22 protein-coding genes, 1 rRNA gene and 1 pseudogene are annotated in these 22,504 nt (G+C 66.7%); 15 read left to right on the top strand and 9 right to left on the bottom strand.

Going from position 1 to position 22,504, the window contains the following annotated elements:
• Positions 1-25: 25 nt before the first annotated feature.
• Entirely contained in the window at positions 26-1,012 is a 987-nt protein-coding gene (locus AB4Y44_RS20510) for a LysR family transcriptional regulator (protein ID WP_368700723.1), read from the top strand.
• On the opposite strand, the gene AB4Y44_RS20505 is transcribed toward AB4Y44_RS20510, so the two are convergent.
• On the bottom strand, positions 1,013-1,846 hold the full coding sequence (locus AB4Y44_RS20505) for an oxaloacetate decarboxylase (RefSeq protein WP_368700722.1): 834 nt from the start codon (positions 1,844-1,846) through the stop codon (positions 1,013-1,015).
• Between the two features lie 302 nt (positions 1,847-2,148).
• On the opposite strand from AB4Y44_RS20505, the gene AB4Y44_RS20500 reads away from it, so the two are divergent.
• Positions 2,149-3,144, top strand: coding sequence for a LacI family DNA-binding transcriptional regulator (locus tag AB4Y44_RS20500; RefSeq protein WP_342918892.1), 996 nt, complete (start codon positions 2,149-2,151; stop codon positions 3,142-3,144).
• Positions 3,145-3,179: 35 nt separating this feature from the next.
• Here AB4Y44_RS20500 and AB4Y44_RS20495 read toward each other — a convergent pair whose 3' ends face one another.
• Complete coding sequence (locus AB4Y44_RS20495) at positions 3,180-3,926, bottom strand: IclR family transcriptional regulator (RefSeq protein WP_069261804.1); 747 nt, start codon at positions 3,924-3,926, stop codon at positions 3,180-3,182.
• 196 nt (positions 3,927-4,122) lie between these two features.
• Between AB4Y44_RS20495 and AB4Y44_RS20490 the strand changes: the two genes are divergently transcribed.
• On the top strand, positions 4,123-5,310 hold the full coding sequence (locus AB4Y44_RS20490; protein ID WP_342918891.1) for an aminotransferase class I/II-fold pyridoxal phosphate-dependent enzyme: 1,188 nt from the start codon (positions 4,123-4,125) through the stop codon (positions 5,308-5,310).
• Here the strand turns inward: AB4Y44_RS20490 and AB4Y44_RS20485 are convergent.
• The 3 genes from AB4Y44_RS20485 to AB4Y44_RS20475 form a co-directional block, all read right to left on the bottom strand.
• Positions 5,307-5,711, bottom strand: a complete 405-nt coding sequence (locus AB4Y44_RS20485) for an NUDIX hydrolase (RefSeq protein WP_368700721.1) — start codon at positions 5,709-5,711, stop codon at positions 5,307-5,309. The two genes, AB4Y44_RS20490 and AB4Y44_RS20485, sit on opposite strands and share 4 nt — an antisense overlap.
• Before the next feature lie 100 nt (positions 5,712-5,811).
• The gene (locus tag AB4Y44_RS20480; protein ID WP_342918889.1) at positions 5,812-6,045 is read right to left on the bottom strand and encodes a hypothetical protein; all 234 of its coding nucleotides are present in this window, start codon (positions 6,043-6,045) and stop codon (positions 5,812-5,814) included.
• Positions 6,046-6,083: 38 nt separating this feature from the next.
• Positions 6,084-6,548, bottom strand: coding sequence for an Lrp/AsnC family transcriptional regulator (locus tag AB4Y44_RS20475; RefSeq protein WP_133185271.1), 465 nt, complete (start codon positions 6,546-6,548; stop codon positions 6,084-6,086).
• Between the two features lie 136 nt (positions 6,549-6,684).
• Here AB4Y44_RS20475 and AB4Y44_RS20470 point away from each other — a divergent pair, with 136 nt between their 5' ends.
• Positions 6,685-7,311 carry a LysE family translocator gene (locus tag AB4Y44_RS20470; RefSeq protein WP_368700720.1) on the top strand — a complete coding sequence of 209 codons (627 nt, stop codon included), beginning with the start codon at positions 6,685-6,687 and terminating at the stop codon, positions 7,309-7,311.
• Between the two features lie 74 nt (positions 7,312-7,385).
• On the opposite strand, the gene AB4Y44_RS20465 is transcribed toward AB4Y44_RS20470, so the two are convergent.
• On the bottom strand, positions 7,386-7,892 hold the full coding sequence (locus AB4Y44_RS20465; RefSeq protein ID WP_342918887.1) for a DUF1993 domain-containing protein: 507 nt from the start codon (positions 7,890-7,892) through the stop codon (positions 7,386-7,388).
• A gap of 351 nt (positions 7,893-8,243) precedes the next feature.
• On the opposite strand from AB4Y44_RS20465, the gene AB4Y44_RS20460 reads away from it, so the two are divergent.
• Both AB4Y44_RS20460 and AB4Y44_RS20455 read left to right on the top strand, forming a co-directional pair.
• Positions 8,244-8,840, top strand: coding sequence for a hypothetical protein (locus AB4Y44_RS20460; RefSeq protein WP_368700719.1), 597 nt, complete (start codon positions 8,244-8,246; stop codon positions 8,838-8,840).
• A 354-nt stretch (positions 8,841-9,194) separates the two neighbouring features.
• Positions 9,195-9,464 carry an RNA-binding protein gene (locus tag AB4Y44_RS20455; RefSeq protein ID WP_342918885.1) on the top strand — a complete coding sequence of 90 codons (270 nt, stop codon included), beginning with the start codon at positions 9,195-9,197 and terminating at the stop codon, positions 9,462-9,464.
• A 17-nt stretch (positions 9,465-9,481) separates the two neighbouring features.
• On the opposite strand, the gene nadE is transcribed toward AB4Y44_RS20455, so the two are convergent.
• Positions 9,482-10,360 carry an ammonia-dependent NAD(+) synthetase gene (gene nadE, locus AB4Y44_RS20450; RefSeq protein WP_368700718.1) on the bottom strand — a complete coding sequence of 293 codons (879 nt, stop codon included), beginning with the start codon at positions 10,358-10,360 and terminating at the stop codon, positions 9,482-9,484.
• A 369-nt stretch (positions 10,361-10,729) separates the two neighbouring features.
• Here nadE and AB4Y44_RS20445 point away from each other — a divergent pair.
• A pseudogene (locus AB4Y44_RS20445) lies at positions 10,730-11,806 on the top strand (L,D-transpeptidase); the annotation flags it as partial.
• A gap of 41 nt (positions 11,807-11,847) precedes the next feature.
• Here AB4Y44_RS20445 and AB4Y44_RS20440 read toward each other — a convergent pair.
• Positions 11,848-12,753 (bottom strand): DMT family transporter, encoded by a 906-nt coding sequence (locus AB4Y44_RS20440; RefSeq protein ID WP_368700778.1) that lies wholly within the window; start codon positions 12,751-12,753, stop codon positions 11,848-11,850.
• Between the two features lie 203 nt (positions 12,754-12,956).
• A complete protein-coding gene (locus AB4Y44_RS20435) occupies positions 12,957-14,531 on the bottom strand; it encodes an AarF/UbiB family protein (RefSeq protein ID WP_342918882.1) in 1,575 nt (524 codons plus the stop codon).
• Positions 14,532-14,721: 190 nt separating this feature from the next.
• Here AB4Y44_RS20435 and AB4Y44_RS20430 point away from each other — a divergent pair, with 190 nt between their 5' ends.
• The 8 genes from AB4Y44_RS20430 to AB4Y44_RS20395 form a co-directional block, all read left to right on the top strand.
• A complete protein-coding gene (locus AB4Y44_RS20430; protein ID WP_342918881.1) occupies positions 14,722-15,477 on the top strand; it encodes a DeoR/GlpR family DNA-binding transcription regulator in 756 nt (251 codons plus the stop codon).
• A gap of 426 nt (positions 15,478-15,903) precedes the next feature.
• On the top strand, positions 15,904-16,986 hold the full coding sequence (gene phnS, locus AB4Y44_RS20425) for a 2-aminoethylphosphonate ABC transporter substrate-binding protein (protein WP_342918880.1): 1,083 nt from the start codon (positions 15,904-15,906) through the stop codon (positions 16,984-16,986).
• Positions 16,987-17,105: 119 nt separating this feature from the next.
• Complete coding sequence (phnT, locus tag AB4Y44_RS20420) at positions 17,106-18,224, top strand: 2-aminoethylphosphonate ABC transport system ATP-binding subunit PhnT (protein ID WP_342918879.1); 1,119 nt, start codon at positions 17,106-17,108, stop codon at positions 18,222-18,224.
• Complete coding sequence (locus AB4Y44_RS20415; RefSeq protein ID WP_342918878.1) at positions 18,202-19,116, top strand: 2-aminoethylphosphonate ABC transporter permease subunit; 915 nt, start codon at positions 18,202-18,204, stop codon at positions 19,114-19,116. Before phnT ends, AB4Y44_RS20415 begins: the two co-directional genes overlap by 23 nt.
• A complete protein-coding gene (phnV, locus tag AB4Y44_RS20410) occupies positions 19,106-19,981 on the top strand; it encodes a 2-aminoethylphosphonate ABC transport system, membrane component PhnV (protein WP_368700717.1) in 876 nt (291 codons plus the stop codon). The genes AB4Y44_RS20415 and phnV overlap by 11 nt, the downstream gene beginning before the upstream one ends.
• Before the next feature lie 157 nt (positions 19,982-20,138).
• On the top strand, positions 20,139-20,750 hold the full coding sequence (locus tag AB4Y44_RS20405) for a GntR family transcriptional regulator (protein WP_368700777.1): 612 nt from the start codon (positions 20,139-20,141) through the stop codon (positions 20,748-20,750).
• Positions 20,751-20,823: 73 nt separating this feature from the next.
• The gene (locus AB4Y44_RS20400; RefSeq protein ID WP_342918876.1) at positions 20,824-21,378 is read left to right on the top strand and encodes a phosphonate degradation HD-domain oxygenase; all 555 of its coding nucleotides are present in this window, start codon (positions 20,824-20,826) and stop codon (positions 21,376-21,378) included.
• A gap of 507 nt (positions 21,379-21,885) precedes the next feature.
• A 16S ribosomal RNA gene (locus AB4Y44_RS20395) occupies positions 21,886-22,504 on the top strand; the annotation flags it as partial.

Below are 22,504 nucleotides of genomic sequence, written 5' to 3'. Positions count from 1 at the left end.
CACTTGAAACGGCAGATTTCCAATCGTGGACAAATTGACCAGCATGACCGTGTTCGTGAAGACCGCCGAATCCGGTTCGTTCACGGCGGCGGCACGCATGCTCGCGATGACGCCGCAGATGGCGGGCAAGCATGTCGACGCGCTGGAAAAGACGCTAGGCGTGCGCCTGCTGCAGCGCTCGACGCGCAAGCACGCGCTTACCGAGGCCGGCCGCGCTTACTTCGAAGCCTGCCGCCGCGTGCTCGAAGAGGCCGCCGCCGCCGAGGCCGTCGCACTCGCGCAGACCGCCCACCCGCAAGGCACGCTGCGCGTGACGGCGCCCGTCTCGTTCGGCGCTTTCCGGCTCGCACATGAAATCAAGGCGTTTCTCGCGGATTGCCCCGACGTGAAGGTCGATCTCGTGCTGAGCGACCGGCAGTTCGACCTCTTGCAGGACGGCTTCGATGTCGCGTTTCGCATCGGCGCGCTGCCCGACTCGCAACTGGTCGCGCGGCCGCTCGCGCCCTATCGGCTCGTGCCGTGCGCCGCGCCGGCCTATCTCGCCGCACACGGAATGCCGGCGCACCCGCGCGAACTCGCGCAGCACGTGTGCCTCGATTACGCGTTCGACAGCTTCCCGGCGCCCCAGACGTGGATCTTCAAGGACGGCGACACGCAGATCGAAGTCGAGCCGCGCGGCCAGCTGCGCAGCAACGACACCCGCGCGCTGATCGCGGCGGCGGAGGCTGGAGTGGGAATCGTGCTGGCGGGCGAGCCGAACCTCGCGCCGTCGGTGGCGGCGGGGCGGCTCGTGCCGCTGCTCGAGGCGTATGCCGCACCGGTGCGGCCCATGCATCTGCTTTACGCGGATCGCCGCGCGCAGGCCCCCAAGCAGCGCGCGTTCGTGGCGTGGGCGCTGGCGTGCTTTGGCGAGGCCGGTAGCGTCACCGGCGCGCGGGCGCCGACGTCGCCGCGTGTTCGTCGTTCGGCGCGCAAGCCGCGCGCGCCACGCACCATCATGCCCGTAGCGTAATCAGCTCTCGCTACGGAAGGCGGCGTTGAGCGTCGCGCCGGGGGCCGCGCCTTCGAAGCCGTCGAAACGCCCTTCAGTGAGCCGTTGCGCCGCGTGCATGAAAGCGCCCCATGCGGTGCGGGCGAGCGCGCCGCCCACGCTCACGCGGCGCACGCCGAGCGCGGCGAGATCGTCGAGCGTGAAGGCCGACTTCGCGCCGATTAGCACGTTCACGGGCTTCGGCGCGACAGCGGTGACGACGGCCACGATCTGCTCGCGCGTCTGGATGCCGGGCGCATAGAGGCAATCCGCGCCCGCCTGCGCGTACGCCTGCAAGCGCGCGATGGCGTCGTCGAGGTTGGGCACGCCCGCCACGAAGTTCTCCGCGCGGCCAACTAGCACGGTATCGCCGCCGCGCGCGTCGATGGCGCGCCGCGCCGCGCGCATGCGCTCGACGGCGACCTCGATCGGCAGCAGCGGCGCGGCGTCGTCGCCGGTCGAGTCTTCCACGGAAAGCCCGGCGACGCCGGTCTCGACGGCTAGGCCCACGCTTGCTTCGACGCCTGCGGGGTCGGCGCCGAAGCCGCTTTCGAAATCGGCGTTCACGGGCAGGTCGGTGGCCGCGACGATCTCGCGCAGGTGCGCGAGGATCGCGTCGCGCGGCAGGCTGTTGTCGGCGTGGCCGCGCGACCAGGCGAACCCGGAACTGGTGGTCGCGAGCGCCTTGAAGCCGAGGCTCTGGAGATAGCGCGCGCTGCCCACGTCCCACGGGTTCGGCAGCACGAAGCAACCGGCGGCGTGCAGCGCGCGAAACTCGGCGCGTTTCTCGGCAATGGTGCGGGCGGGTCCTGACATGGCAAGTTTCCTCATGGCTCGTGGATGGGCGGCGGGGCGTCTGCGCGGGCGTGCGCATCCTCTGGCGCCGGTCATCGATTGTGACCGAATTCCTGGATTCCCGAATCGAACGGCGCTCGCTTGCACAGCGATTTCGCACGAAGATAAGGATGGCGAATTAAATGAGTGCCTACGACGGCGATGACATGCAACCGCGCGAAACGAGGAAAAGAAGGGCGCAGCCGTTATGATATGCGTTCTTTTTATTTTGCCGCCCAGCCGCGATGTCCAAAACCAGCGCTCCGAAAACCACGCCGCCCCGTATGTCCGATGTCGCCCGTCTCGCGGGCGTTTCGAAGATGACGGTGTCCCGCGTGATGGCGGGGCGCAGCGCGTCGGAGGCGACCCGTGAGCGCGTGCAGCGCGCCATCGACGAGCTGGGCTACGTGGCCGACGCGGCGGCCGGCGCGCTTTCCTCGGGGCGCTCGTCGTTCGTCGCGGTGCTCGTGCCGTCGCTTTCCAGCTCCAACTTCTCGGACACCGTGAGCGGCCTGACCGCGGTGCTCGAACCGCAAGGGCTCGAACTGCTGATCGGCGACACCGACTACTTCCTCGATCGCGAGGAGCGTCTCGTGCGCCAGATGCTGCGCCATCAGCCGCGCTGCATCGCGCTCACGGGCGCGCAGCATACGGACGCCACGCGCACGCTGCTGCAGCGCTCGGGCGTACCGGTCGTCGAGATGTGGGACCTGCCCACGGAGCCGATCGACATGGCCGTGGGCTTTTCCAACGTGAGCGCCGCGCGCGAGATGGTGCGCTATCTCGCGGACAAGGGCCATCGCCGCATCGGCTTTCTCGGCGGCGCGGGCGACCTGGACCGGCGCGGTCTCGACCGCCTCAAGGGCTTTCAGATGGAGATGAAGGCGCTCGGGCTCGAAAGGCACCGCGTCGTGCAGCTCGGCGACTCGCCGGTCACGATGAGCCACGGCGCGCCCGCCATGGCGGAACTGCTCGAGCGCTGGCCCGACACCCAGGCCGTGATGTGCGTGAGCGACATGTCGGCGTTCGGCGCGATCATGGAGTGCCAGCGGCGCGGCCTCAGCGTGCCCCGCGATATGGCGGTTGCCGGCTTCGGCAACTTCGAGATCGCCGCGTGCTGCCATCCGGCGATCACCACGATCTCGGTCGATGCCTACGGCATTGGCCAGCGCACCGGCGAGGCGATCGTCGCCGCCCTCGCGGCAGCGGACAGTTCGAGCGCGTCGCATCCCTTGAAGATACGCATTCAATACGCCGTCATGCCGCGCGAAAGCGCTTGAGCACGCGACGCGAGCGTGCTCAAGCGCTCGCGTCGTTAAAGTCCCTTGGCGATGCGCTGCGCCATCTCGACCACCGCGATGGCGAGGCGCTTTTCGCGGCGCGCGTCCAGCCGCTCGAGCGGCAGGCTCGCGCTGACCGCCACACGCTTGCCAAGCGCCGTCACGCCGACGAACGCCGCGAAGCACGCGATGCCCGCCGTTACTTCTTCCCGTTCGTGCGCGAGGCCGGAGCGGCGTATCGCCGCGAGCGCCGCAATGAGGTCCTGCTTGCGCGTGATGGTGTTGGCCGTCACGGCGGGCAGTTGGCGCGGCAGGATGGCGTTGACCTCATCATCGGAAAGGCTGGCGAGCAGCGCCTTGCCCAGCGCGCTGCAGTGCGCGGGCAGCCGCGAGCCGAGATCGGAGACGAGACGCACGGGTCGCGCGGGGTCCTCGCGTGCGAGATACACGACTTCCGCGCCGTCCAGCACTGCGAGCTGAACCACTTCGTTATGCGTCGCGACAAAAACGGTCGCTTCCTGGCGGAACACTTCCTGGAGCCGATCGTGCCGCACGTAGGCGCTGCCTAGCTCGAACAACGTGAGGCCGACGATATAGCCGTCGGCGCGCTTTTCGATCCAGCGCCGGCGCTCGAGCGAGTCGAGCATCAGATAGAGCGTGCTGCGCGAGAGGCCGGTGGCCTGTGCGATTGCTGCCGCGCGCATCGGGCCTTGAGCGTGCGCGAGCACGTCGAGAATGTCGTGTATGCGCCGTAGCGCCGGGACTTCGTAGGGTGAGGACATGGAGCTGCGCACCGGGTTTGCCGGCAAAAGATCATCCAACAGGCTGGAAATACTAACACCATGTTGGATACGCGCTGGAGCGCATCGACATTTCTCAGCGGCATCGTTCCTTGGTATCGTTGCACACACGCATCAACGGGAACGGTTTGAACGCCACGGCGCGCAGCGCGCCGTATGTTCGGGAGAGTCGCGAAAGATGAAGTATTCGAATCTGGTCGAGCGGTTGCAGGGCCGTCGCACGACGGCGTGGGAGATCCATCACGCAGCGGTGCAGGCTGCGGCGCGTGGCGAGGACGTGATCGTGCTGAGCGTGGGCGACCCCGACTTCGGCACGCCTGCGCCCATCGTCGAGCGCGCCGTGGCCGCGCTGCGTGAAGGCGATACGCACTACTCGGCCATCATGGGTCGCGAGCCGCTGCGCGAGGCGATTGCACGCGAGCATGCGCAGCAAAGCGGGCGCGCGGTCGGCGCGCAGAACGTGATTCTCTGCGCGGGCGCGCAGAACGGCTTGTTCGCATCGTCGCTCTGTTTGCTGGAGGCCGGCGACGAAGTGCTCGTGCCCGAGCCGATGTACCTGACTTACGAGGCCGCGATCCGCGCGTCGGGCGCAACGCTCGTGCCGGTGTCCGTCGATCCCGGGAACGGCTTTCATCTCGACTGCGACGCACTCGATGCTGCCGTCACGCCGCGCACGCGCGCGATCTTCTTCGCGACGCCGTGCAACCCCACCGGCGCGGTGATGCCGCGCGCGCACCTCGAACGCGTCGCTCGGCTGGCGAAGCGGCACGACCTGTGGGTGCTCTCCGACGAGGTCTATGCCGACCTCACGTTCGAGCGCGAGCACGTGAGCATCGCCGCGCTCGACGGCATGGCGGAGCGCACGGTCACGCTCGGCAGCCTCTCGAAGTCGCATGCCATGCCGGGCTGGCGCCTCGGCTGGGTGATCGCGCCGGAAACGATGATCGCGCATCTGGCGCGGCTCGCGCTCTGCATGCTCTACGGGTTGCCCGGTTTCATCCAGGAGGCGGCGATCACGGCGCTCGACAACCGCGCGCAGATCGTCGCTGAAATGCGCGAGATCTATCGCCGCCGGCGCGACATCGTCTACGAGCGGTTGGCGGGCGTGCCGGGGCTCAAGTGCCTGTTGCCGGAAGCGGGCATGTTCATGATGATCGACATCCGCGGCACGGGCCTCGACACGCAGGCGTTCACCTGGCAGCTGTTCGAGGCGCAGAAGGTTTCCGTGCTCGACGCAAGCGCGTTCGGCGAGACCGCAAACGGCTATGTGCGGCTGGGTTTCGTCGTGGACGAAGCGAGGCTCGTCGAGGCCTGCGAGCGGATCGCGGCGTTTGTCCGGGAGCGCGCCGCAGCCGCGACGCGCTAGCGGGTCTCGAAGTAGAGGCGCGTGGGCTCGAACAGATCGGCGGGCAACGCATCCCGTGCGAACCACGCCCACCGCGCACACTTGTCGGGCTCCGCGACGACGGGCGTGCCCGGCGCGGCGGCCTCGACGAACAGCGTCACATGACGCACGCGGCCGGCTTCGAGCCAGCCGCTGGCCCAGCCGGCGGCTTGCGCCTCGATCATTTCCAGGCCGGTTTCCTCGCGCAGCTCGCGCGCGGCCGCGGCGAGCGGAGCATCACCGGAGTCGACCTTGCCGCCAGGAAACGCCCACGTGCCGCGTCCCCATGCGCTTTTGCGCAGGCCGAGCAGCCATGCATCGCCGTTGCGGACGACGACGCCCACGCCGAGCACGGTGACGGGCGCGTTCATGTCATCAGTCATGCTGTGTTGATTTTGATCTGGAATCCGAATCATTGGTGAAGCCGGTCGCGTGCTGCACGCCGTTCTGCTCTTGCGGGGCGCGCAGCAAACGCGGGCAGGCTCAGCGTTCGCCGTCGAAGAGATCGTTGAGCATCTCGTCGAAGGCGGCCTGGGCGTCTTCCAGTTCCTGGAGCGCCATGTCGAAGGTCTGCAGCGCGAACTGCGACGGCTTGCCGTCGCCTTCCGGCGGAAACTGCGATTGCAGCGACGTGAACGCCGACTTGACGCGCTGGGTTGCGGTCAGGACGCGGTCCATGGCGGCGGCTTCTTCGGCTCGTGCCTGTTCTGGGGTCATCGAAAGCTCCGTTATTGCGTGAATAGGGTTGGGTGCGTTCAGGGCAGGGGCAGTCCGCCCTCGGCCTTCACTTCGCGCAGCGACAGCGCCGATTCGACCGAGGTGACACCGGGCAAGCTGCGCAACTGGTCGCGCATGAAGGTGCCGTAGTCGTCGAGATCGCGGGCCACCACCTGCAAAATATAGTCCGCCGTGCCGGCTACGTTATGGCACGACAGAATGCGCTCGATCGCCAGCACCTCGCGCTCGAAGCGGTCGGCGAGCGCGCGGTCGTGCACGGCGAAGCGCACCGAGACGAATCCCACTACGCCATAGCCGAGCGCGCGGCGCGAGAGCACGGCCCGGTAACGCTCGATATAGCCCTCCTGCTCGAGGCGCTTGAGGCGCCGCGCACACGGCGTTTCACTCAGGCCCACCGTTTCGGCGAGCCGTGCGTTCGGCATGCGCCCGTCGGTTTGCAGCGCGCCGAGGATCGCGCGGTCGAGTTTGTCGAGGTCGCTCATGGCGGTTAGGGGAGTTTTGGTGCGGATTCGTGAATCTTAGCGTATTCCGCCAATTTATGGCTGAAGTGGTATGAAAATCGCCAGAAATCGCTCTGCGTGTAGCGGCAAGATAGAGCCTCTTTCACGCGAGGCCAACATGATTTCCGCCCACCTGCTGTTGATGTTCATTGTCGCCCTGGTTATCGTCTGCGCGCTGCCCGGCGCCGACATGGCGCTCGTGATGCAGACCAGCATGAGCCGCGGCACGCGCAGCGGCTTCGCGGCGGCCTGCGGCCTGGGGCTCGCGCGCGCGACCCACGTGACGCTGTCCGCCTGCGGGCTCGCAGCCTTGCTGCGCAACGCGCCGTGGCTGTATGAAGTCGTACGCTACGTGGGGGCGGCGTATCTCACGTGGATCGCCGTGCAGATCTTCCGTGCGCCGGCGTTCGCGATGCCCGAGCAGGAGGGCGTGGCCGTAGCGCGGCCGCGCCGTGCCGATTTCGCCAAGGGCCTGCTCACGAACCTGCTGAACCCGAAGGCGCTGCTGTTCTGCTCGGTGCTGCTGCCGCAGTTCATCCGGCCCGAGGCGGGCTCGGTCTGGCTGCAGGTATCCGTGCTGGGCGTGCTGCTGGTTGCCGTCTGCGCGCTCTTCGACGTGATCTACGTGCTGGGCGCGGCGCGCATCGCCGCGTGGCTGCGCGGCAATCCGCTCGCGCAGACGGTCCAGAAGTGGGCGTTTTCGTCCGCGCTGATTGGCTTCGCGCTGCGGCTTTCGCTCGATTGACGCCGCCGCCGGGAAAGACGGTTGCGAGCTGGCGTGCGGCGCGCAGGGCGCCGCACGCTTTCTTATTGCTCGCGTTAGCGCCCGCCAAGATAGTCGAGCTTGCCGAGTTCCACGCCGTTGTGACGCAGGATGTCGTAAGCCGTGGTGACATGGAAGAAGAAGTTGGGCAGCACGAAGCCCAGCAGATAGCTCTGGCCCGTGAACTCGATCGGGCCGCTGCGCATCTTGAGCGTAATGCTGCGCGCTTCCGTGCCGTCGATCTGCTCCGGCTTGAACCCGTTCAGATAGTCGATGGTCTTCTGGATACGGGCGTGCAATTCGTCGAAGGTGACTTCGACGTCGTCGAATTTCGGGGCTTCCACACCCGCGAGGCGCGCCGCGCAGCCCTTTGCGGTGTCGGTGGCGATGTGGATCTGACGCATGAGCGGCAGCATGTCGGGGAAGAGCCGCGCGCCCGTCAGCACGGAGGGGTCGATCTGCTTTTCCGCCGCATGCGCCTGCGCCTTGCCGATGATGTTTTGCAGATTGGTGAGGCCGCGCACGAGCACGGGCACCGATGCTTGATACATGGAAATGGACATGGGGTTTCCTCGTTTCTTCGAATGCGCGCGATGCACTCCGCTTTGGAGCTGACCGGGCGGCCCATTATGCGCTATCGCGTCGCGCGCTGCCATCGGCCAAATGGCCAGCATCGGCGCGACGATCAGGCCTCTCCCCTGGCGTATCAATTACCTGGGATTACAGAGCAAAAATTCCTTGTGAAACCTTGAGGTTGCGAGCGCTTGCGGCGAGCGGGTGACGCGCGGCGCGCGATACGCGCGACTGCATGCCTGCAGCCCGATGTGCGCAATTGCCCTGACAATATTTGATTGTGGTTTAATAGCCCGGCACCAACCATCCATTCCGCATCGTGCTGCACGATGCGCTCAACCATGAACGCAGAAAGGGCAGCACTACGCCGCATCGCGCGCCGCATGGCAGAAGGCATTGTTTGTCGCACTGGCGCGCCGCGGTGGCGCGCGCGAGTGGTGCGCGTTTCGCTGCTGGCGCTCGCTGCAGGCAGCGCGGCGCAGGCCGCATCCGCGCAAGATCCACGGCTACTCGATACACGCGTCACGCAGGAGTCGGTGACGGACACGATCTGCCGACCGGGCTACGCCGACACCGTGGCGCCGCCGTTCGACGAAACCATGGCGCTGAAGAACCGCATGCTCGCGGCGCGCGGCATCGACGCCGACGACGGCGTGGGCTACGCGCTCGACCGGCACGTGCCGATCGTCCTCGGCGGGTCGCCGGACGCCACGGCCAACTTCGACCTCATCCCATGGGGCGGCCACGCCGGCGAGCGCCGCAAGTCGCTGCTCACGGTGCGTCTGAAGCGCTGCGTGTGCGCGGGGCGCATGACGCTGGCCCAGGCGCAGGCCGCGATCAGCGGCAACTGGGTGCACCAGTACGATCGCCTCACCCGCATGGATTGCGGCGGGTCGGCCGACGAGACGACCTCGGCAAGCCGCGACGACGGGTCCTGACGCGCCGTTTCGCGCGCACCTTTGCTGCCTCGGGCACGCCGATTGCGGACCGGATCACATATGCGCGGCAGGCAATCGGGCGGCCATCGGTTAGCCATCTGCCGCCAGACAATATGCCGCAGCGCACTGCTCAGCAAATGCGACTATGCTGACATTCATCAACAACAGGGAGTCACAACAATGCTTACGTCCAGCCTTTTGTTGCTTGGCGTCGCTGCCGTGCTCGGCCAGGTGGCGTGGACCCGTGCTCGCGCTCGTGCGAGCCTGCAGCCCGTGCGTGTACGCGCGACGCAACCCCGCCGGTTCCGCTAAACGCAGCACGCCGGGTCCGAATATCCCGCGAGGTAGGCCGTCATGCACCTGACTGTCTGGAATGTTCCCGAAACCTGCAGCGAGCAGGATGTGCGCAGTTTTTTCGAGCGCGAACTCGGCAAGTACGCCAAGGGCATTACCGTTTATGACGCGGGCACGCCCAACGCGCACGCAGATCTCGAACTCGATTCCGAAGTGCCCTATGTGGCCGACGCCGTGGCGCGCGAGCTTCAATCCCGTCGCCTCGCAGGCGTTGCGCTGAGGGTGAGCGCGCCGCCGTTCGAAGACGAAGAGCCGCCGCAACGCAGCTGAGCCGTTCGCGCCGCGCTTCAGCGGCCGTCGTCGGCAGTGTCGTACGGGGTATAGGGCAGCGCCCGCTTGTGGCGCGTCGACTCGTAAAAGCGAAAGATCGCCTCGTACGCGCGTTCGCTCACCGGTTTGCCTTCCAGAAAGTCGTCGATCTCGTCGTAGCCGATCCCGTAGGCGTCTTCGTCAGGATGCAGCGGGCGCAACGTTTCCAGATCCGCAGTGGGCGTTTTCTCCACCAGCGTGGCCGGAGCGCCCAGCGCCCGCGCGAGCGCGCGCACGCGCCGCTTGTTCAGGCCCGCGAGCGGCAGCACGTCGGCGCCGCCGTCGCCGAACTTCGTGAAAAAGCCCATTAGCGATTCCGCCGCGTGATCCGTGCCGATCACCAGCCCCGCTCGCGCGCCGGCCACCGCGTACTGCGCGATCATCCGCTCGCGCGCCTTGATGTTGCCGTGAATCTTGTCCTGCACGCTCTCGTCGGCGAAGGCGAAACCGCTCGCCGTGAGCGAGGCGAGCATCGCGTCGGCGGCGGGGCGGATGTCGACGGTCAGGATTTCGTCCGCGGCGATGAAGGCGAGCGCGGCGGCGGCGTCCGCTTCGTCGCGCTGACTGCCGTAGGGCAGACGCATCGCGATGAAACGTGCCGCCGTCTGGCCCTGCGCGCGCAGGCGTTCCACGCTCAGTTGCGCGAGGCGCCCTGCCGTCGCGGAGTCGATGCCGCCGCTGATGCCCAGCACGAGCGTATGCAGCCCGCTCGCCTGGAGGCGCTGCCCGAGAAAGCGCACGCGCCACTCGATTTCGGCGTGTGCGTCGAAGTGCCCGGCGACGTTCAGTTCCGCGATGATGCGGTGCTGGCGGGCGAGGCGGTTGGTTTCGGGGTTGGCGTCCGATCGGGTGGGCATGGGCGGTTCCTCAAATTGGCTGCGCACGCGACATATGCGCGCAGTCTGCATTGTCTGGTCTAATGTCGGGTGGTCGTGGCGCTGTCAGCGACGCCGCACGGCACGGCGCCCGACGTATCCGACTTCAGACAAGACGCACAATCGGCCGGACTCACGATGAATGACAATTTTTCGCGGCGCATGGGCGCTCGCGTACGCGGTGGCGTCCGGGGCGACGCCCCGAAACTTCCCCATCATAGAACGCGGTGGCCGGGCGCGCCGGCGCGCCGCGCAATAGTGACTGCACTCTGCAGCTGGTTTTGCGCTTCGTGGGCGGCAAGCGCCGCTTACGCTTCAGACGCCGCGACGGCTTCCGGCGCGCACGTTGCCTCGGGTGCCGTGCGCAACGCGCCGGCGCAGGCGGCGTCGAAGCCGGCCGCTTCGGGCGCATCCGCTGCGTCGGCTGCTTCGGGCGCCTCGGCTGCTCGGCCGGTTGCCAAAGCGGCCTCGGCAGCTTCAGTGGCATCCGCTGCTTCCGTGCCCGCTCCTGCTTCAGCGGCTTCGGGCGCTTCCAGCGCGTCTGCCGCTTCGTCGGCTCAGCCGGCTTCCGCGGCCTCGGCCGCGGAAGCCGCCTCCGCGCCTCCCGCGCTCGTGCTGCCGATTCACCGGATGCTCACGCCGGAGGAGGCCGCCGAAGAAACCCGCGGCGCGCTCGAGATGCGCAAGCGCTTCGCGCGCGACGTCAACCGGCGCCTGCATGTGCCGCTGGCCGAGCAGCGCGCCTACGGCCAGCGCCTGCAGGCTGCGCTCGATGAGAAGAACCTCGGCGCGCTGGCGGGCGAGTTCGTCATCCTCGTCGATCGCAGCGCGAACGTGCAGGCGCTCTTCATCTACTTCCGCGCGATGCCCGACGAGCCATGGCTCATGATCGGCGCGTCGCCGGTCGCGACGGGGCGCCCAGGCGAGTTCGATCACTTCCTCACGCCGCTCGGCGTGTTCGAGCACACGCCGCTGAACATGGACTTCCGCGCGGAAGGCACCATGAACCAGAACAACATCCGCGGCTATGGCCGGCGCGACATGCGCATCTACGACTTCGGCTGGGTGGACGGCGAACGCGGCTGGGGCAAGGGCGGCTATTCGCAGATGCGCTTCCAGATGCACGCCACCGACCCCGACCGCCTCGAGCCGCTGCTCGGCATCCGCCATTCGAAGGGCTGCGTGCGGATTCCCGCGACGCTCAATGCGTTCATCGACCACTACGGCATCATCGACGCCGAATACCAGGCGCTGGTCGATGCGGGCAAGTCGCTCTGGGTGCTCCATTCGGACCGCGAGATCACGCCGTGGGCGGGCCGTTTCGTCGTCGTGGTCGATTCTGAGCGCAAGACGCGTCCGGCGTGGTCGCCCGCACCCGGCGGCAAGGCGCGCGCGAAGGTGCCGGCCGGCGCAGACACCGCGGACTGAGCGCGCAAACCGGCGAGGGCGCGCCGGCGGATGCGCTGGCGCTAGGCCCGCCGCGCGAGCAGCACGCCCGCGAGCGCGACGCCGAAGCCCGCCATCTGCACGGGCGTGAGCGTTTCGCCGAACAGCAGCCAGCTTTCGAGCGCCGCGAGCGGCGGCGCGAGAAAGAGCAGCGCCGTGGCGCGGGCGGCGTCGCCGTGGCGCACCATCCAGACGAGCTGCGTCACGCCCGCGCCCGAGAGCATCGCGATGCCCCACGCCAGCGAGAACCACAGGGTCGGCGCGGCGATCCAGCGCGTCTCGCCGAGCACGAGCGCGAGCACGGCGGCGACGATGGCCGCACCCAGGTTCTGCACGGCGCTCGCGCTGCGAATGTCGGCTTGCGCGAGCGAAGTCTTCTGGTAAAGCGTGCCCGCCGTGATCGATCCGACCGATACCACCGCAACCACCACCACGAGCAGCGGGCTCGCGTGAGCGTGCGTGACTGTAGTAGCGGCAGCGGCGTCGGCGATCGCGCCGCCGGCGGCGTGCATGGCGGCGGACAACAGCACGAGCACGACGCCGGCAAGGCCGAGCGACATGCCCGACCAGCGCCGCGGCGGCAGGCGCTCGCCGAACATGCGTGCCGCGACGGCAGCCGTCAGGAGCGGCTGGAGCGCGCCGAGGAGCGCCATCACGCCCGCGCTCAAGCCTTGCGCGACCGCCCAGTAGCCCGCGCCCAGATAGACGCCCTGCAGGAGCGCGCCGGCGAAGAGGTGCTTGCCGATTTCACGTCCGCGCGGCCAGGGTGCGCGCATTACCAGCGCGACGATCGTGAACAGCGCTGCAGTGCCTGCGAAGCGCGCAAGCAGGAACAGGTTGGGATCGGCGTAGGGCGCAATGGCGCGCGCGACGACGAAACCCGTCGACCACAGGAAGACGAAAAGGGTGGGGGCGAAGGTGGCGAGCATCGGTGTCGAAGTAGGCGCGCACTGACGCAGCGCGCGGAGAAACACGAAAGGCTCGGAGTATCGCGCGACGTGCGGGTGGCGGTCTTGTTCAGGACTGCACTGGCCCTGACGTGCGCCGCTCGATGATCGGAACGCAACTAACCGCCCAGTCCGCGCCGCACCAGCCAATGCAAGCATCGCCAGACCGAAAACGCTAGCGGCCGCTAGCTTCCAAACAACACCGCCGTCACGCCGATCAAGCCGCCGCAGACCGCACAGGCGAGCAGCAGCGCGCGCGTGCGCCGATGCTCGCGGCGCCAGGCATCGAGCAAGGCGGCCTGCTGCGCGGCCTGTCCCGCGGCGGGACCGTGTCCGCCCTTCGCGTGATGCTCGAGGAAGCGGAACACCATCTGCGGCACGCGCGGGGCGATTTGCGCGAGGTGAGGCAACTCCTGCGAGAGGCGCCGGATCCAGCCGTGGTGGCCGAGATCTTGCCGCGCGATGTCGGCGAGCGTGTGCCGGGCGATACCCCATGCGTCGACGCCCGGATGAATCGTGCGGGCCAGTTGCTCGGCCTGGCCGAACGCGCGCTGCGCCGCCACGAGGCGCGGTGAGACTTCGCCCCCGAACGGCTGCACCGAGTGCAGGAGATGATGGAATAGCGCCCCCGCGCTGCGCTCGTCGGTGTCGCTCGCGAAATGCGCTTCGCTGCGCGTGCGCAACTCGGCCTCGATCTGCTCGGTGCGTGCATGCGTGGGCACATGACCCGCCACGTGATGGAGCGTGGCGAGCCGGCCGTAGTCCTGTTCGAACAACGCGGTCGCGCCGTGCACGAAGAATTCGCGTTCAGGCGAAGAAAGGCTCGTCATCAGCGCCGCGCCCGCGAGCACGAGGCGGCCGCGCGTCTCGGGCTCGACGCTCACCGCGACCCGGCTGGCGTCGAGGGCCGCATGGAAGAACCCGTGCTCGAACGCCTGGCGCGTGACCACCTCGATCAGATGGGCCGCCACCTGCGTGACGTTGATGTGGTGCTCGGCAAGCCCGGCGATATCGGTCGCGCGCACGGTGTCGATGTGCTGCACCGCGATCGTCTGAGGGGTGCAGAGATCCCAGATCACGTCGGGCACGACGATGCGCGGGTCATCGCCGAGCTGATGGCCGCTCTGGCTCAGGTTCGCGGCCTGGGCGCGCAGGTCGAAGCGGCGGTTCAGATCGTCGCGCAGCGCCTGCGCGAGCGCGTGCAACTGCAGCTTGCGAGCGGCGCGCGAAAAGCGCTCTATCCAGCGAGCCACGGCGCACAGGAGCGCGGCGTCGTCGTCGACTTCCTGGACCTGTCTGGCGCGCAGCACGCGCAGTGTGATCGTCTGGTGGCCGTTCACCGGCAGCGCGAGCCGCGCGATGTGCGTCTGCTCGCACCAGCCGTTGTGGGCCGGCTTGGGGTCGATCCACGTGAACACCGTTTCGGGCGGCTTGCCGAGCGCGGTCCGCAGCGTGGTGTCGAGCGCCTCGTCCGCGAGGGGTTCTTCGAAATGCTCGATGGCGTCGATCGCGTCGTGCAAGGTCGTGCCCGCGAGTTCGGGGCGTGTGGCGAGCGTTTGCGCGAAGGCCGCGGCGAGCGGCGCGAGACGCGGCAGCGAACCGTGCAGGCGCGAGGCGAGCCGCGGGTCGCCATGCAGGTTCGAGGCGAGCGTGAGGAACCAGTGCAGCTTGTGATGCTCGGGCGCGGCGAGCCAGATCAGCCTGAAGCCATAACGCAGTGCACAAAACAGCAGGCGCAATTGACGAAGTCGTGAACGCATGAATTCCAATGTTCGGCGAAGCGAGCGTCGCGTGAGCGCGCGGTCTCCATGAGATTAGCAGGGATGCGCACGCGATGGCAGGGCAGGCTCGTTCTGCGCATGCGTACTACAATACGGCGGCTTTTCCGGATTCACGTCGGATTCACTTCATTACCCGCGTTCTTTCCACGCACGACCCGCACCCATCGAGATGCTCGCAGAACAACGTCACCAATACATCCTCTCGCAAGTGAACCGGACGGGCGCGCTTTCCGTGGCGGATCTCGTGCGCGAACTGCGCGTCTCGCGCGAGACGATCCGGCGCGACCTCAATACGCTCGCGGAGCGCGGGCTGCTCGTCACGACCCACGGCGGCGCGCTCTCGAGCGACCGCCGCGAGCCCGATCTCGACGTGCGCGAAGCCGCCAACGCGAGCGCCAAGCGCGCGATCGGCGAACGCGCGGCGGAGTTCGTGCCCGACGGCGCCTCGGTTATCATCGATTCGGGCAGCACCACGCATGCGCTCGCGCGCGCGCTCACGGACCGCCATCGGCTCACGGTCTATACCAACGACTGGCGCATCGCGCTGTTGCTCGGCCGCCGCAACGAAAACCGCGTCACGCTGCTGGGCGGCGAGCTGTCCGACCACGAGGAGGCGACCTTCGGCCTCGACACCGTGCAGCAACTCGCCCAGTACCACGCCGATTTCGCGTTCGTCGGCGCGGGCGGCATCACCACCGACGGCTGGCTCACCGACTACTCGCGCATGGTCGCCGAGGTGCGCAGCCGCATGCTCGCGGCCACGGCCTGCGCGATCGTCGTCGCCGACCATTCGAAGTTCGGGCGCGTCACGCCCGTGCGCATCAACGGCTTCGAGCAGGCGCGCTACGTCATCACCGAGCTTGCGCCCGAAAAAAGCATCGCGCGCGCGATTACGGCGCGCGGGCCCGAACTCGTCATCGCCTGAGTCTTCCTGCGGCGCTGCGCGCGCTGCGCATGCCCGTCTACACATTTGCATGGCTGCCGTCAGCATCTTCCCGGCAAAATCAGCACGCATATGTGGCTTGTCGAATATTGGCGAATTGTGGAATTTTTTGACAAACGCCACAATCGTCATGCGCGTGTCATCAAAACCTGTGATTCTTGCGGGGCCCGTCCAGATGGGCCGGCAAGCGAGGCGAGCGGCAATTCCGCGGCTTCGCCGGGCCGGCCGGTTCAGGTGGAAAGTGGCGGATTGTAGACAATCTGCAATCCGCGATACGAGACCACCGCGAGGCGGGCAATGACAGGCGGCGCAGTCCGCCGAAGTTCGGATTGTTCAGCTCAGTTCGATCCATTCAATCACAAACGCATCGGGTATCCCGAGCACCTGGTTTTGCCTTCGGAGAGTGACATGAACCACACGAATTCCCATCGCGCGGGTTTTGCACGCAAGCTGCTGCCGATCGCGGCCGCCGCGGCGCTGCTGGGCGCAGCAGCGAGCGCTCACGCCGCCGACGCCGTCGTGCTGTACACGGCCGACGGCCTCGAAAATCTCTACAAGGACGTGCTGCCGGCCTTCGAGAAGAAGGAAGGCGTCAAGGTCAACATCGTGACGGCGGGCAGCGGCGAAGTGGTGAACCGCGCGAACGTCGAGAAGGACTCGCCGAAGGCCGACGTGATCGTCACGCTGCCGCCGTTCATCCAGACGGCGCAGCAAAGCGGCCTGCTCCAGCCGTACCAGAGCGTGAACTACAAGAACGTGCCGGCCATCGCGAAGGCGACCGACGGTTCGTGGGCGACGTTCGTGAACAACTACTTCTCGTTCGCGATCAATCCCGATGTCGTGAAGAACGAGCCGAAGACGTTTGCTGACCTGCTGCACCCGGACTACTCGGGCAAGGTCGCGTATTCGAACCCGGCCACGGCTGGCGACGGCATGGCCGTGATCATCCTCACGACCTCGCTGATGGGCGAAGACAAGGCGTTCGACTACCTCAAGAAGCTCGAGCAGAGCGCGAAGTTCCACACGAAGGGCACGGGCTACCTCGACGTGCTGCTCTCGCGTAACGAAATCGCGGTGGCCAACGGCGACCTGCAGATGGATCTCGACGACGCAGCCAACGGCGGCCTTTCGCTCAAGCCGATCTTCCTCGCGGCCGACGCCGGCGGTCATCCCACGACGTTCCAGCTGCCGTACGCAATCGGCCTGATCAAGAACGGCCCGAACCAGGCTGAAGGCAAGAAGCTGATCGACTACCTGATGTCGACGGAAGTGCAGTCGAAGGTGCCGGATATCTTCGGTATTCCGGGCCGCACGGACGTGGCGCTCACGGGCAAGAACGGCGAAGCCGTCAAGCAGGCCATCCAGGGCGTGAAGCTGATTCCGGTGGACTGGAACCAGGTGATGGCGAAGAAGGCCGACTGGACGACGCGCTGGAAGAACGAAGTGATCGGCTCGTCGGGCAAGCAGCTCGAAGTCGTGAAGCCGAAGTAAGCAGCCGCAATTTGTAATTGAGTATGGGATGGGACCTGGTGCTTCAGCGCCAGGTCCCATCGACAGCTTTGCACAGGACCAGAGTCAGGCGTCAAAGCGCCCACTCTGGTCGACAGGAGATGAAACCGGTGAATACCGCAAGCCTCGCGCCGGCCGGCATGGCCCGCGCGCTGCCGGATGTGTCCGGTCTGACTGGCGCCACGGACGCCTCCGGCGCCGCGGGCGTGCAGATCGACCACCTGAGCGTGCGCTTCGGCGCGCGTACTGTCCTCAACGATCTGTCGCTCACGATCCGACGCGGTGAACTGTTGACCGTGCTGGGCCGCAGCGGCTGCGGCAAGACCACTTTGCTGCGCTTCATCGCCGGGTTCATCGAAGCCGATGGACTCGCCGGCACGCTCACCGTGGCGGGCCGCGACCTGACCCATGTGCCGCCGCATCAGCGCAACCTGGGTCTGCTGTTCCAGAGCTATGCGCTCTTTCCGCATCTCTCGGTGTTCGAGAACGTCGCCTTCGGGTTGAAGGCGCGCCGCGTGCCGTCGCGCGACATCGCGCGGCGTGTGGCCGACGCGCTCAAGCTCGTGCAACTCGGCGACGCGGGACACATCATGCCCGCGCAGCTCTCGGGCGGCATGCAGCAGCGCGTGGCGCTCGCGCGCGCGCTCGTGATCGAGCCGGACGTGCTTCTGCTCGACGAGCCGCTCTCGGCACTCGACGCCAATCTGCGCGCTTCGGTGCGCTCCGAATTGAAGGCGCTGCACGAGCGCCTGCCCGATCTGACGATCGTTTGCGTGACTCACGATCAGGACGACGCGCTCGTGCTCTCCGACCGCACGCTGCTGATGCGCGATGGCCACATCGCGCAGCTCGGCACGCCGCAGGAACTCTACGACGCGCCCAACGACGCCTACGTGGCCCGTTATCTCGGCGCGGCGAACCTGCTGCCGCCGAACGTCGCGTTCCCGGTGGGCGACGCGCGCCACGACGTGCGCGACAAGCTCGCGTGCCTGCGCCCCGAAAGCCTGCGCATCGTGCCGCTCGGCGAAGGCTCGCTGCACGGCACGATCGAATCGGTCGAGTGGTATGGCTCGGTGCTCTCGGTGCCGGTGCTGCTCGACGCGATGCCGAACGAACCGGTGCTCGTCACCATGCAGCGCGGCCACGGCATGACGCCGGCGAAAGGCATGCGCGTGTCCCTGCGTTACGAGGCTGACGATGTCGTCCTTATCAACCCCTGATCCCGCCCTCGCTCTGCCCGGCGCCGACGCGCACGCGGCCGCCGTGCGCCGCCGCGAACGGCGCGCGCAATGGCATATCGCGTTTCTGCTCGTGTTCGTACTCGGGCCGCTCGTGGTCTATCCGCTCGTGCGGCTCGTGCTGCTGAGCCTTTCTGGCGCGCATGGCTTGAGCTTCCACGCGTACGAGACCTTCTTCGGCAATCCCGATTCGCGCGGCGTGATCGCCACGACATTGTGGATCCTGTTCCTGAGCGCGGGTCTGGCTTCCGTGCTCGGCGTCGCGCTCGCCGCGCTGCTGTTCTTCAAACCGTTTCCGGGCGCACAGCTCGTCACGCGTTTTCTGGAACTGTTCGTGGCGTTCCCGTCGTTTCTCGTCGCGTTCACGCTGATCTTTCTGTACGGCTCGCAGGGCTCCGTGAGCATCGGGCTGCAACGGCTCTTTCATTTGCAGGCGCCGCCGCTCGATTTCCTGTTCGGCATCGGCGGGGTAGTGCTCGCGGAAGTGGTGTTCTACGCGCCGTTCGTCGTGCGCCCGACGCTCGCTGCGTTCGCGCTGCTCGACATGCGCCTGATCGAAGCCGCACGCAGTCTCGGTGCGAACAGCCGCATGGTCGCCCTGCGCGTGATCCTGCCGCTCGCGTGGCCGGGTATCGCGGCGGGCACGATCCTGTGCTTTCTGCTGACGTTCAACGAGTTCGGCATTCTGCTCGTGCTCGGCAGCGCGCACCTCATCACGCTGCCGGTGGCGATCTACAGTTCGGCCACGGTCGACCTCGATCTGCCGACGGCCGCCGCAGGCGCCGTGGTCATGCTCGCGATGTCGCTTTCCCTGTATGCGCTGTATCGGCGCGTGAATCGCCGCAGTCATGGAGGCGCGCGCAATGTCAACTAATCCTGCCGCCGGTTCCGACCGTATCGCGCTGCCGCCCAAGCATCTCCGTGCGCGGCCTGTCGAGCGCAGCCTCTTCTCGCGCATTGCCAGTGCGACACTGCTTGGCTTCGCGGCGCTACTGTGCTTCTGGCTCTTCGTGTTGCCGGTGATCGTCGTCGCGTTGTCGAGCGTTGCGTCGCACTGGTCGGGCACGATCTTGCCCGACGGTTTCAGCACGCGCTGGTTCGAGCGCCTCGGCTCGACCGACTTCGATGCGCTCGCAACGAGTCTCGAAGTCGGCTTCGGCGTTGCGGTGCTCGGCACTGCGCTGGGTTTGTGGCTCGCACTCGCGCTCGAAGGGCGCGACCGGCGCGGTCTGGGCGCAGTTGTCGACACGCTCGCGATGGTGCCCAACGGCGTGCCGAGCGTGGTGCTCGGCCTCGCGGTGTTGATCGCCTATCACAAGGCGCCCGTGGATCTGTCGAGTTCGGCCGCGATCGTCGTGTTCGTGCAGCTCGCTCTGGTACTGCCGTTTTGCTATCGATGTGCTTCGGCGGCGCTGCGTCCCGAGCTGACCGTGCTGCGCGAAGCGGCAGCGAGTCTCGGTGCGCCGCCTTCGATGGTGCTGCGCCGCGTGGTGCTGCCGCAGCTCGTGCCGGCCATCCGCGCGAGTCTCGCGCTGGGCTTCGCGCTGTCGCTGGGCGAACTGGGCGCGACGCTCACGGTGTATCCGCCGGGGTTTGCGACGGTGCCGATCGTCGTGGTGGGCGCAGTCGAGCGCGGTTATTACCTGCCGGCTTCGGCGCTCTCGCTGGTCCTGTTGCTCGTCTCGCTGGCGGCGCTGCTGCTGATCGCGGCGCGTGTGCCGCGCCGGCGGGCGGACTGAGCGGATGGATGCCATGCGGTTCGATGCGCCGCAGGCGCGCAACAGACGGCCAGGGCGAGACGTGCAAGATTCGATGAGCGATGAGCGTGCGAGTAGCGGCAACGCGGGCGATCCTGATCGCGATGCGCAGGGGTTGTCCGACACGACGCCGCTTGCCATGGTGCGCCAGCATTCGCTGACTGCGCTGGTGCGCGACGAGATCGAGCGGCGCATCGCGGCGGGCGTGCTCGCCCCCGGCGACAAGCTCAACGAAGCCGACTGGGCGGCACGCCTCGCCGTCTCGCGCGGACCGGTGCGCGAAGCGTTTCGCGCGCTGGAGCAGGCAGGCCTCGTGCGTAACGAGAAACATCGTGGTGTATTCGTGCGCAGTGTCGGCGCGGCTGAGGCTCAGGAACTGGGCGTAGTGTGCGCGGCGTTGCGCGAAGCGGCGTGCCGGATGCTGGCGCCGCGCATCGACGCGGCGCAGGTCGCGGAGTTGCGCGAGCACCTCAACGCGATGCGCGACGCGGTGGTCGCCGAGAAGGGCGAGGCGTTTCTGCACGCGCGCGACGCGTTTCGCGCGTCGCTCTTCGCAGCGGCGGGCAACGCCAGGCTGCGCGAGACCTATGAGCGGACCGTGAGCGAATTGCGGCTCTCTTCGCAGCGTGCAGCACCGACGCACAGCGCAATGGATGCATCGTATGCAGGGCATCGCGCGCTGTTGAGCGCGCTCGCATCGCGCGACGCCGACGAATCGGCCACCCGCATGCGCGAGTCCTGCGGCGACTGAGAGCGGAAGGAACGATGGACGGCGCTCAGGTGTGGGCCGTCGCCGAATTCACGTCATAGAGGAGTTGAAGAAGATGGCACTGAGCCTCGTGGATATTCGTGGGCTGTTCGAGACGTATGGCGCGTTGGCCTATAGCGGCGAACCGGTCACGCAACTCGAACACGCGCTGCAAAGCGGTGCGCTGGCAGAAGAAGATGGCGCGACCGAGGAGTTGACCGCCGCGGCGTTCCTGCACGATCTGGGTCACCTGCTCAATCGTCAGGGCGAAACGCCGACCGAACGCGGCATCGACGATCTGCACCAGTACTATGCGCTGCCGTTCCTGCGCCCCGTGTTGCCCGATAGCGTGCTGGAACCGATCCGCCTGCATGTCGATGCGAAGCGCTACCTCTGTGCCGTCGATGAAGCGTATTTCGGCTGTCTCTCCGCAGACTCGGTGCGCAGCCTCGAATTGCAGGGTGGCATCTTCAATGAAGATGAGGCGCGCGATTTCGCTGCACGCCCCCACGCCGAAGACGCGGTGCGCCTGCGCCGCTGGGACGATCTCGCGAAGGTGGCGGGCAAACCGACGCCGGATCTCGACCACTATCTACAGCTCGTCGAACGCGTCATGCAACGCCACGTTTGAGGCGATTGCGCCTACGCGTTTCTCCGATTTTTACGCGAGTCAAAAAACCGCTTGCAAGATGTCATCTGCGTGACTAGAATTCCGGTCTTTCGCGCTTTCGATGAAGGCGCGGGGGAGACGGGAAGTCCGGGCGAAAGCCTTGTGGCGACTGGGTCTGCGGGTGACTGGAAGTTGAGCGGCAGGTTGAACGAAGTAAAAAAACCTGTTGACAGATCGCCGGGCAGTCTTCATAATTTCGTTTCTCTGCTGCTGACGCAGCAACGCAGAAAACGCCGGGTGGTTCGATGGTTTAACGGCGCTTTCGCGATCGATCTTTAAAAATTTACAGCCGATAAGTGTGGGCGCTTGATGCGGTGGCGACCCGATCATTCTCCGGAATGACCGGGAGCAGCAAAAGTATCAAGAGTCTCACACTAAAGTAAGTCAGGTTTTTGAATTTATTCAGAAACCTGTCAGCTTTGAGTGAGCGACCGGTCTCGAGAGAGACCGAAAACAGTAACAGGTATTGAACTGAAGAGTTTGATCCTGGCTCAGATTGAACGCTGGCGGCATGCCTTACACATGCAAGTCGAACGGCAGCACGGGTGCTTGCACCTGGTGGCGAGTGGCGAACGGGTGAGTAATACATCGGAACATGTCCAGTAGTGGGGGATAGCCCGGCGAAAGCCGGATTAATACCGCATACGATCTTTGGATGAAAGCGGGGGACCTTCGGGCCTCGCGCTATTGGGGTGGCCGATGGCGGATTAGCTGGTTGGTGGGGTAAAGGCCTACCAAGGCGACGATCCGTAGCTGGTCTGAGAGGACGACCAGCCACACTGGGACTGAGACACGGCCCAGACTCCTACGGGAGGCAGCAGTGGGGAATTTTGGACAATGGGCGAAAGCCTGATCCAGCAATGCCGCGTGTGTGAAGAAGGCCTTCGGGTTGTAAAGCACTTTTGTCCGGAAAGAAATCCTGGTGGCTAATATCCGCCGGGGATGACGGTACCGGAAGAATAAGCACCGGCTAACTACGTGCCAGCAGCCGCGGTAATACGTAGGGTGCGAGCGTTAATCGGAATTACTGGGCGTAAAGCGTGCGCAGGCGGTGATGTAAGACCGATGTGAAATCCCCGGGCTTAAC

Origin of the sequence: Paraburkholderia sp. BR10937, assembly GCF_040965695.1 — a bacterium.
Lineage (GTDB): Bacteria > Pseudomonadota > Gammaproteobacteria > Burkholderiales > Burkholderiaceae > Paraburkholderia.
The sequence above is the reverse complement of the archived record's forward strand: the minus strand, read 5'-3'. Positions and strand labels throughout refer to the sequence as shown.

Excerpts from the sequence above, each read along its gene's own strand:
- AB4Y44_RS20480 (WP_342918889.1), bottom strand. The coding sequence starts at position 6,045 with ATGACCCCAGAACAGGCACGAGCCGAAGAAGCCGCCGCCATGGACCGC.
- AB4Y44_RS20500 (WP_342918892.1), top strand. The coding sequence starts at position 2,149 with ATGTCCGATGTCGCCCGTCTCGCGGGCGTTTCGAAGATGACGGTGTCC.
- AB4Y44_RS20440 (WP_368700778.1), bottom strand. The coding sequence starts at position 12,753 with ATGCTCGCCACCTTCGCCCCCACCCTTTTCGTCTTCCTGTGGTCGACG.
- phnS (WP_342918880.1), top strand. The coding sequence starts at position 15,904 with ATGAACCACACGAATTCCCATCGCGCGGGTTTTGCACGCAAGCTGCTG.
- AB4Y44_RS20460 (WP_368700719.1), top strand. The coding sequence starts at position 8,244 with ATGAACGCAGAAAGGGCAGCACTACGCCGCATCGCGCGCCGCATGGCA.
- AB4Y44_RS20495 (WP_069261804.1), bottom strand. The coding sequence starts at position 3,926 with ATGTCCTCACCCTACGAAGTCCCGGCGCTACGGCGCATACACGACATT.
- AB4Y44_RS20475 (WP_133185271.1), bottom strand. The coding sequence starts at position 6,548 with ATGAGCGACCTCGACAAACTCGACCGCGCGATCCTCGGCGCGCTGCAA.
- phnV (WP_368700717.1), top strand. The coding sequence starts at position 19,106 with ATGTCAACTAATCCTGCCGCCGGTTCCGACCGTATCGCGCTGCCGCCC.
- nadE (WP_368700718.1), bottom strand. The coding sequence starts at position 10,360 with ATGCCCACCCGATCGGACGCCAACCCCGAAACCAACCGCCTCGCCCGC.
- AB4Y44_RS20470 (WP_368700720.1), top strand. The coding sequence starts at position 6,685 with ATGATTTCCGCCCACCTGCTGTTGATGTTCATTGTCGCCCTGGTTATC.
- phnT (WP_342918879.1), top strand. The coding sequence starts at position 17,106 with ATGAAACCGGTGAATACCGCAAGCCTCGCGCCGGCCGGCATGGCCCGC.
- AB4Y44_RS20415 (WP_342918878.1), top strand. The coding sequence starts at position 18,202 with ATGTCGTCCTTATCAACCCCTGATCCCGCCCTCGCTCTGCCCGGCGCC.
- AB4Y44_RS20430 (WP_342918881.1), top strand. The coding sequence starts at position 14,722 with ATGCTCGCAGAACAACGTCACCAATACATCCTCTCGCAAGTGAACCGG.
- AB4Y44_RS20455 (WP_342918885.1), top strand. The coding sequence starts at position 9,195 with ATGCACCTGACTGTCTGGAATGTTCCCGAAACCTGCAGCGAGCAGGAT.
- AB4Y44_RS20485 (WP_368700721.1), bottom strand. The coding sequence starts at position 5,711 with ATGACTGATGACATGAACGCGCCCGTCACCGTGCTCGGCGTGGGCGTC.
- AB4Y44_RS20405 (WP_368700777.1), top strand. The coding sequence starts at position 20,139 with ATGGTGCGCCAGCATTCGCTGACTGCGCTGGTGCGCGACGAGATCGAG.
- AB4Y44_RS20400 (WP_342918876.1), top strand. The coding sequence starts at position 20,824 with ATGGCACTGAGCCTCGTGGATATTCGTGGGCTGTTCGAGACGTATGGC.
- AB4Y44_RS20465 (WP_342918887.1), bottom strand. The coding sequence starts at position 7,892 with ATGTCCATTTCCATGTATCAAGCATCGGTGCCCGTGCTCGTGCGCGGC.
- AB4Y44_RS20490 (WP_342918891.1), top strand. The coding sequence starts at position 4,123 with ATGAAGTATTCGAATCTGGTCGAGCGGTTGCAGGGCCGTCGCACGACG.
- AB4Y44_RS20435 (WP_342918882.1), bottom strand. The coding sequence starts at position 14,531 with ATGCGTTCACGACTTCGTCAATTGCGCCTGCTGTTTTGTGCACTGCGT.
- AB4Y44_RS20505 (WP_368700722.1), bottom strand. The coding sequence starts at position 1,846 with ATGTCAGGACCCGCCCGCACCATTGCCGAGAAACGCGCCGAGTTTCGC.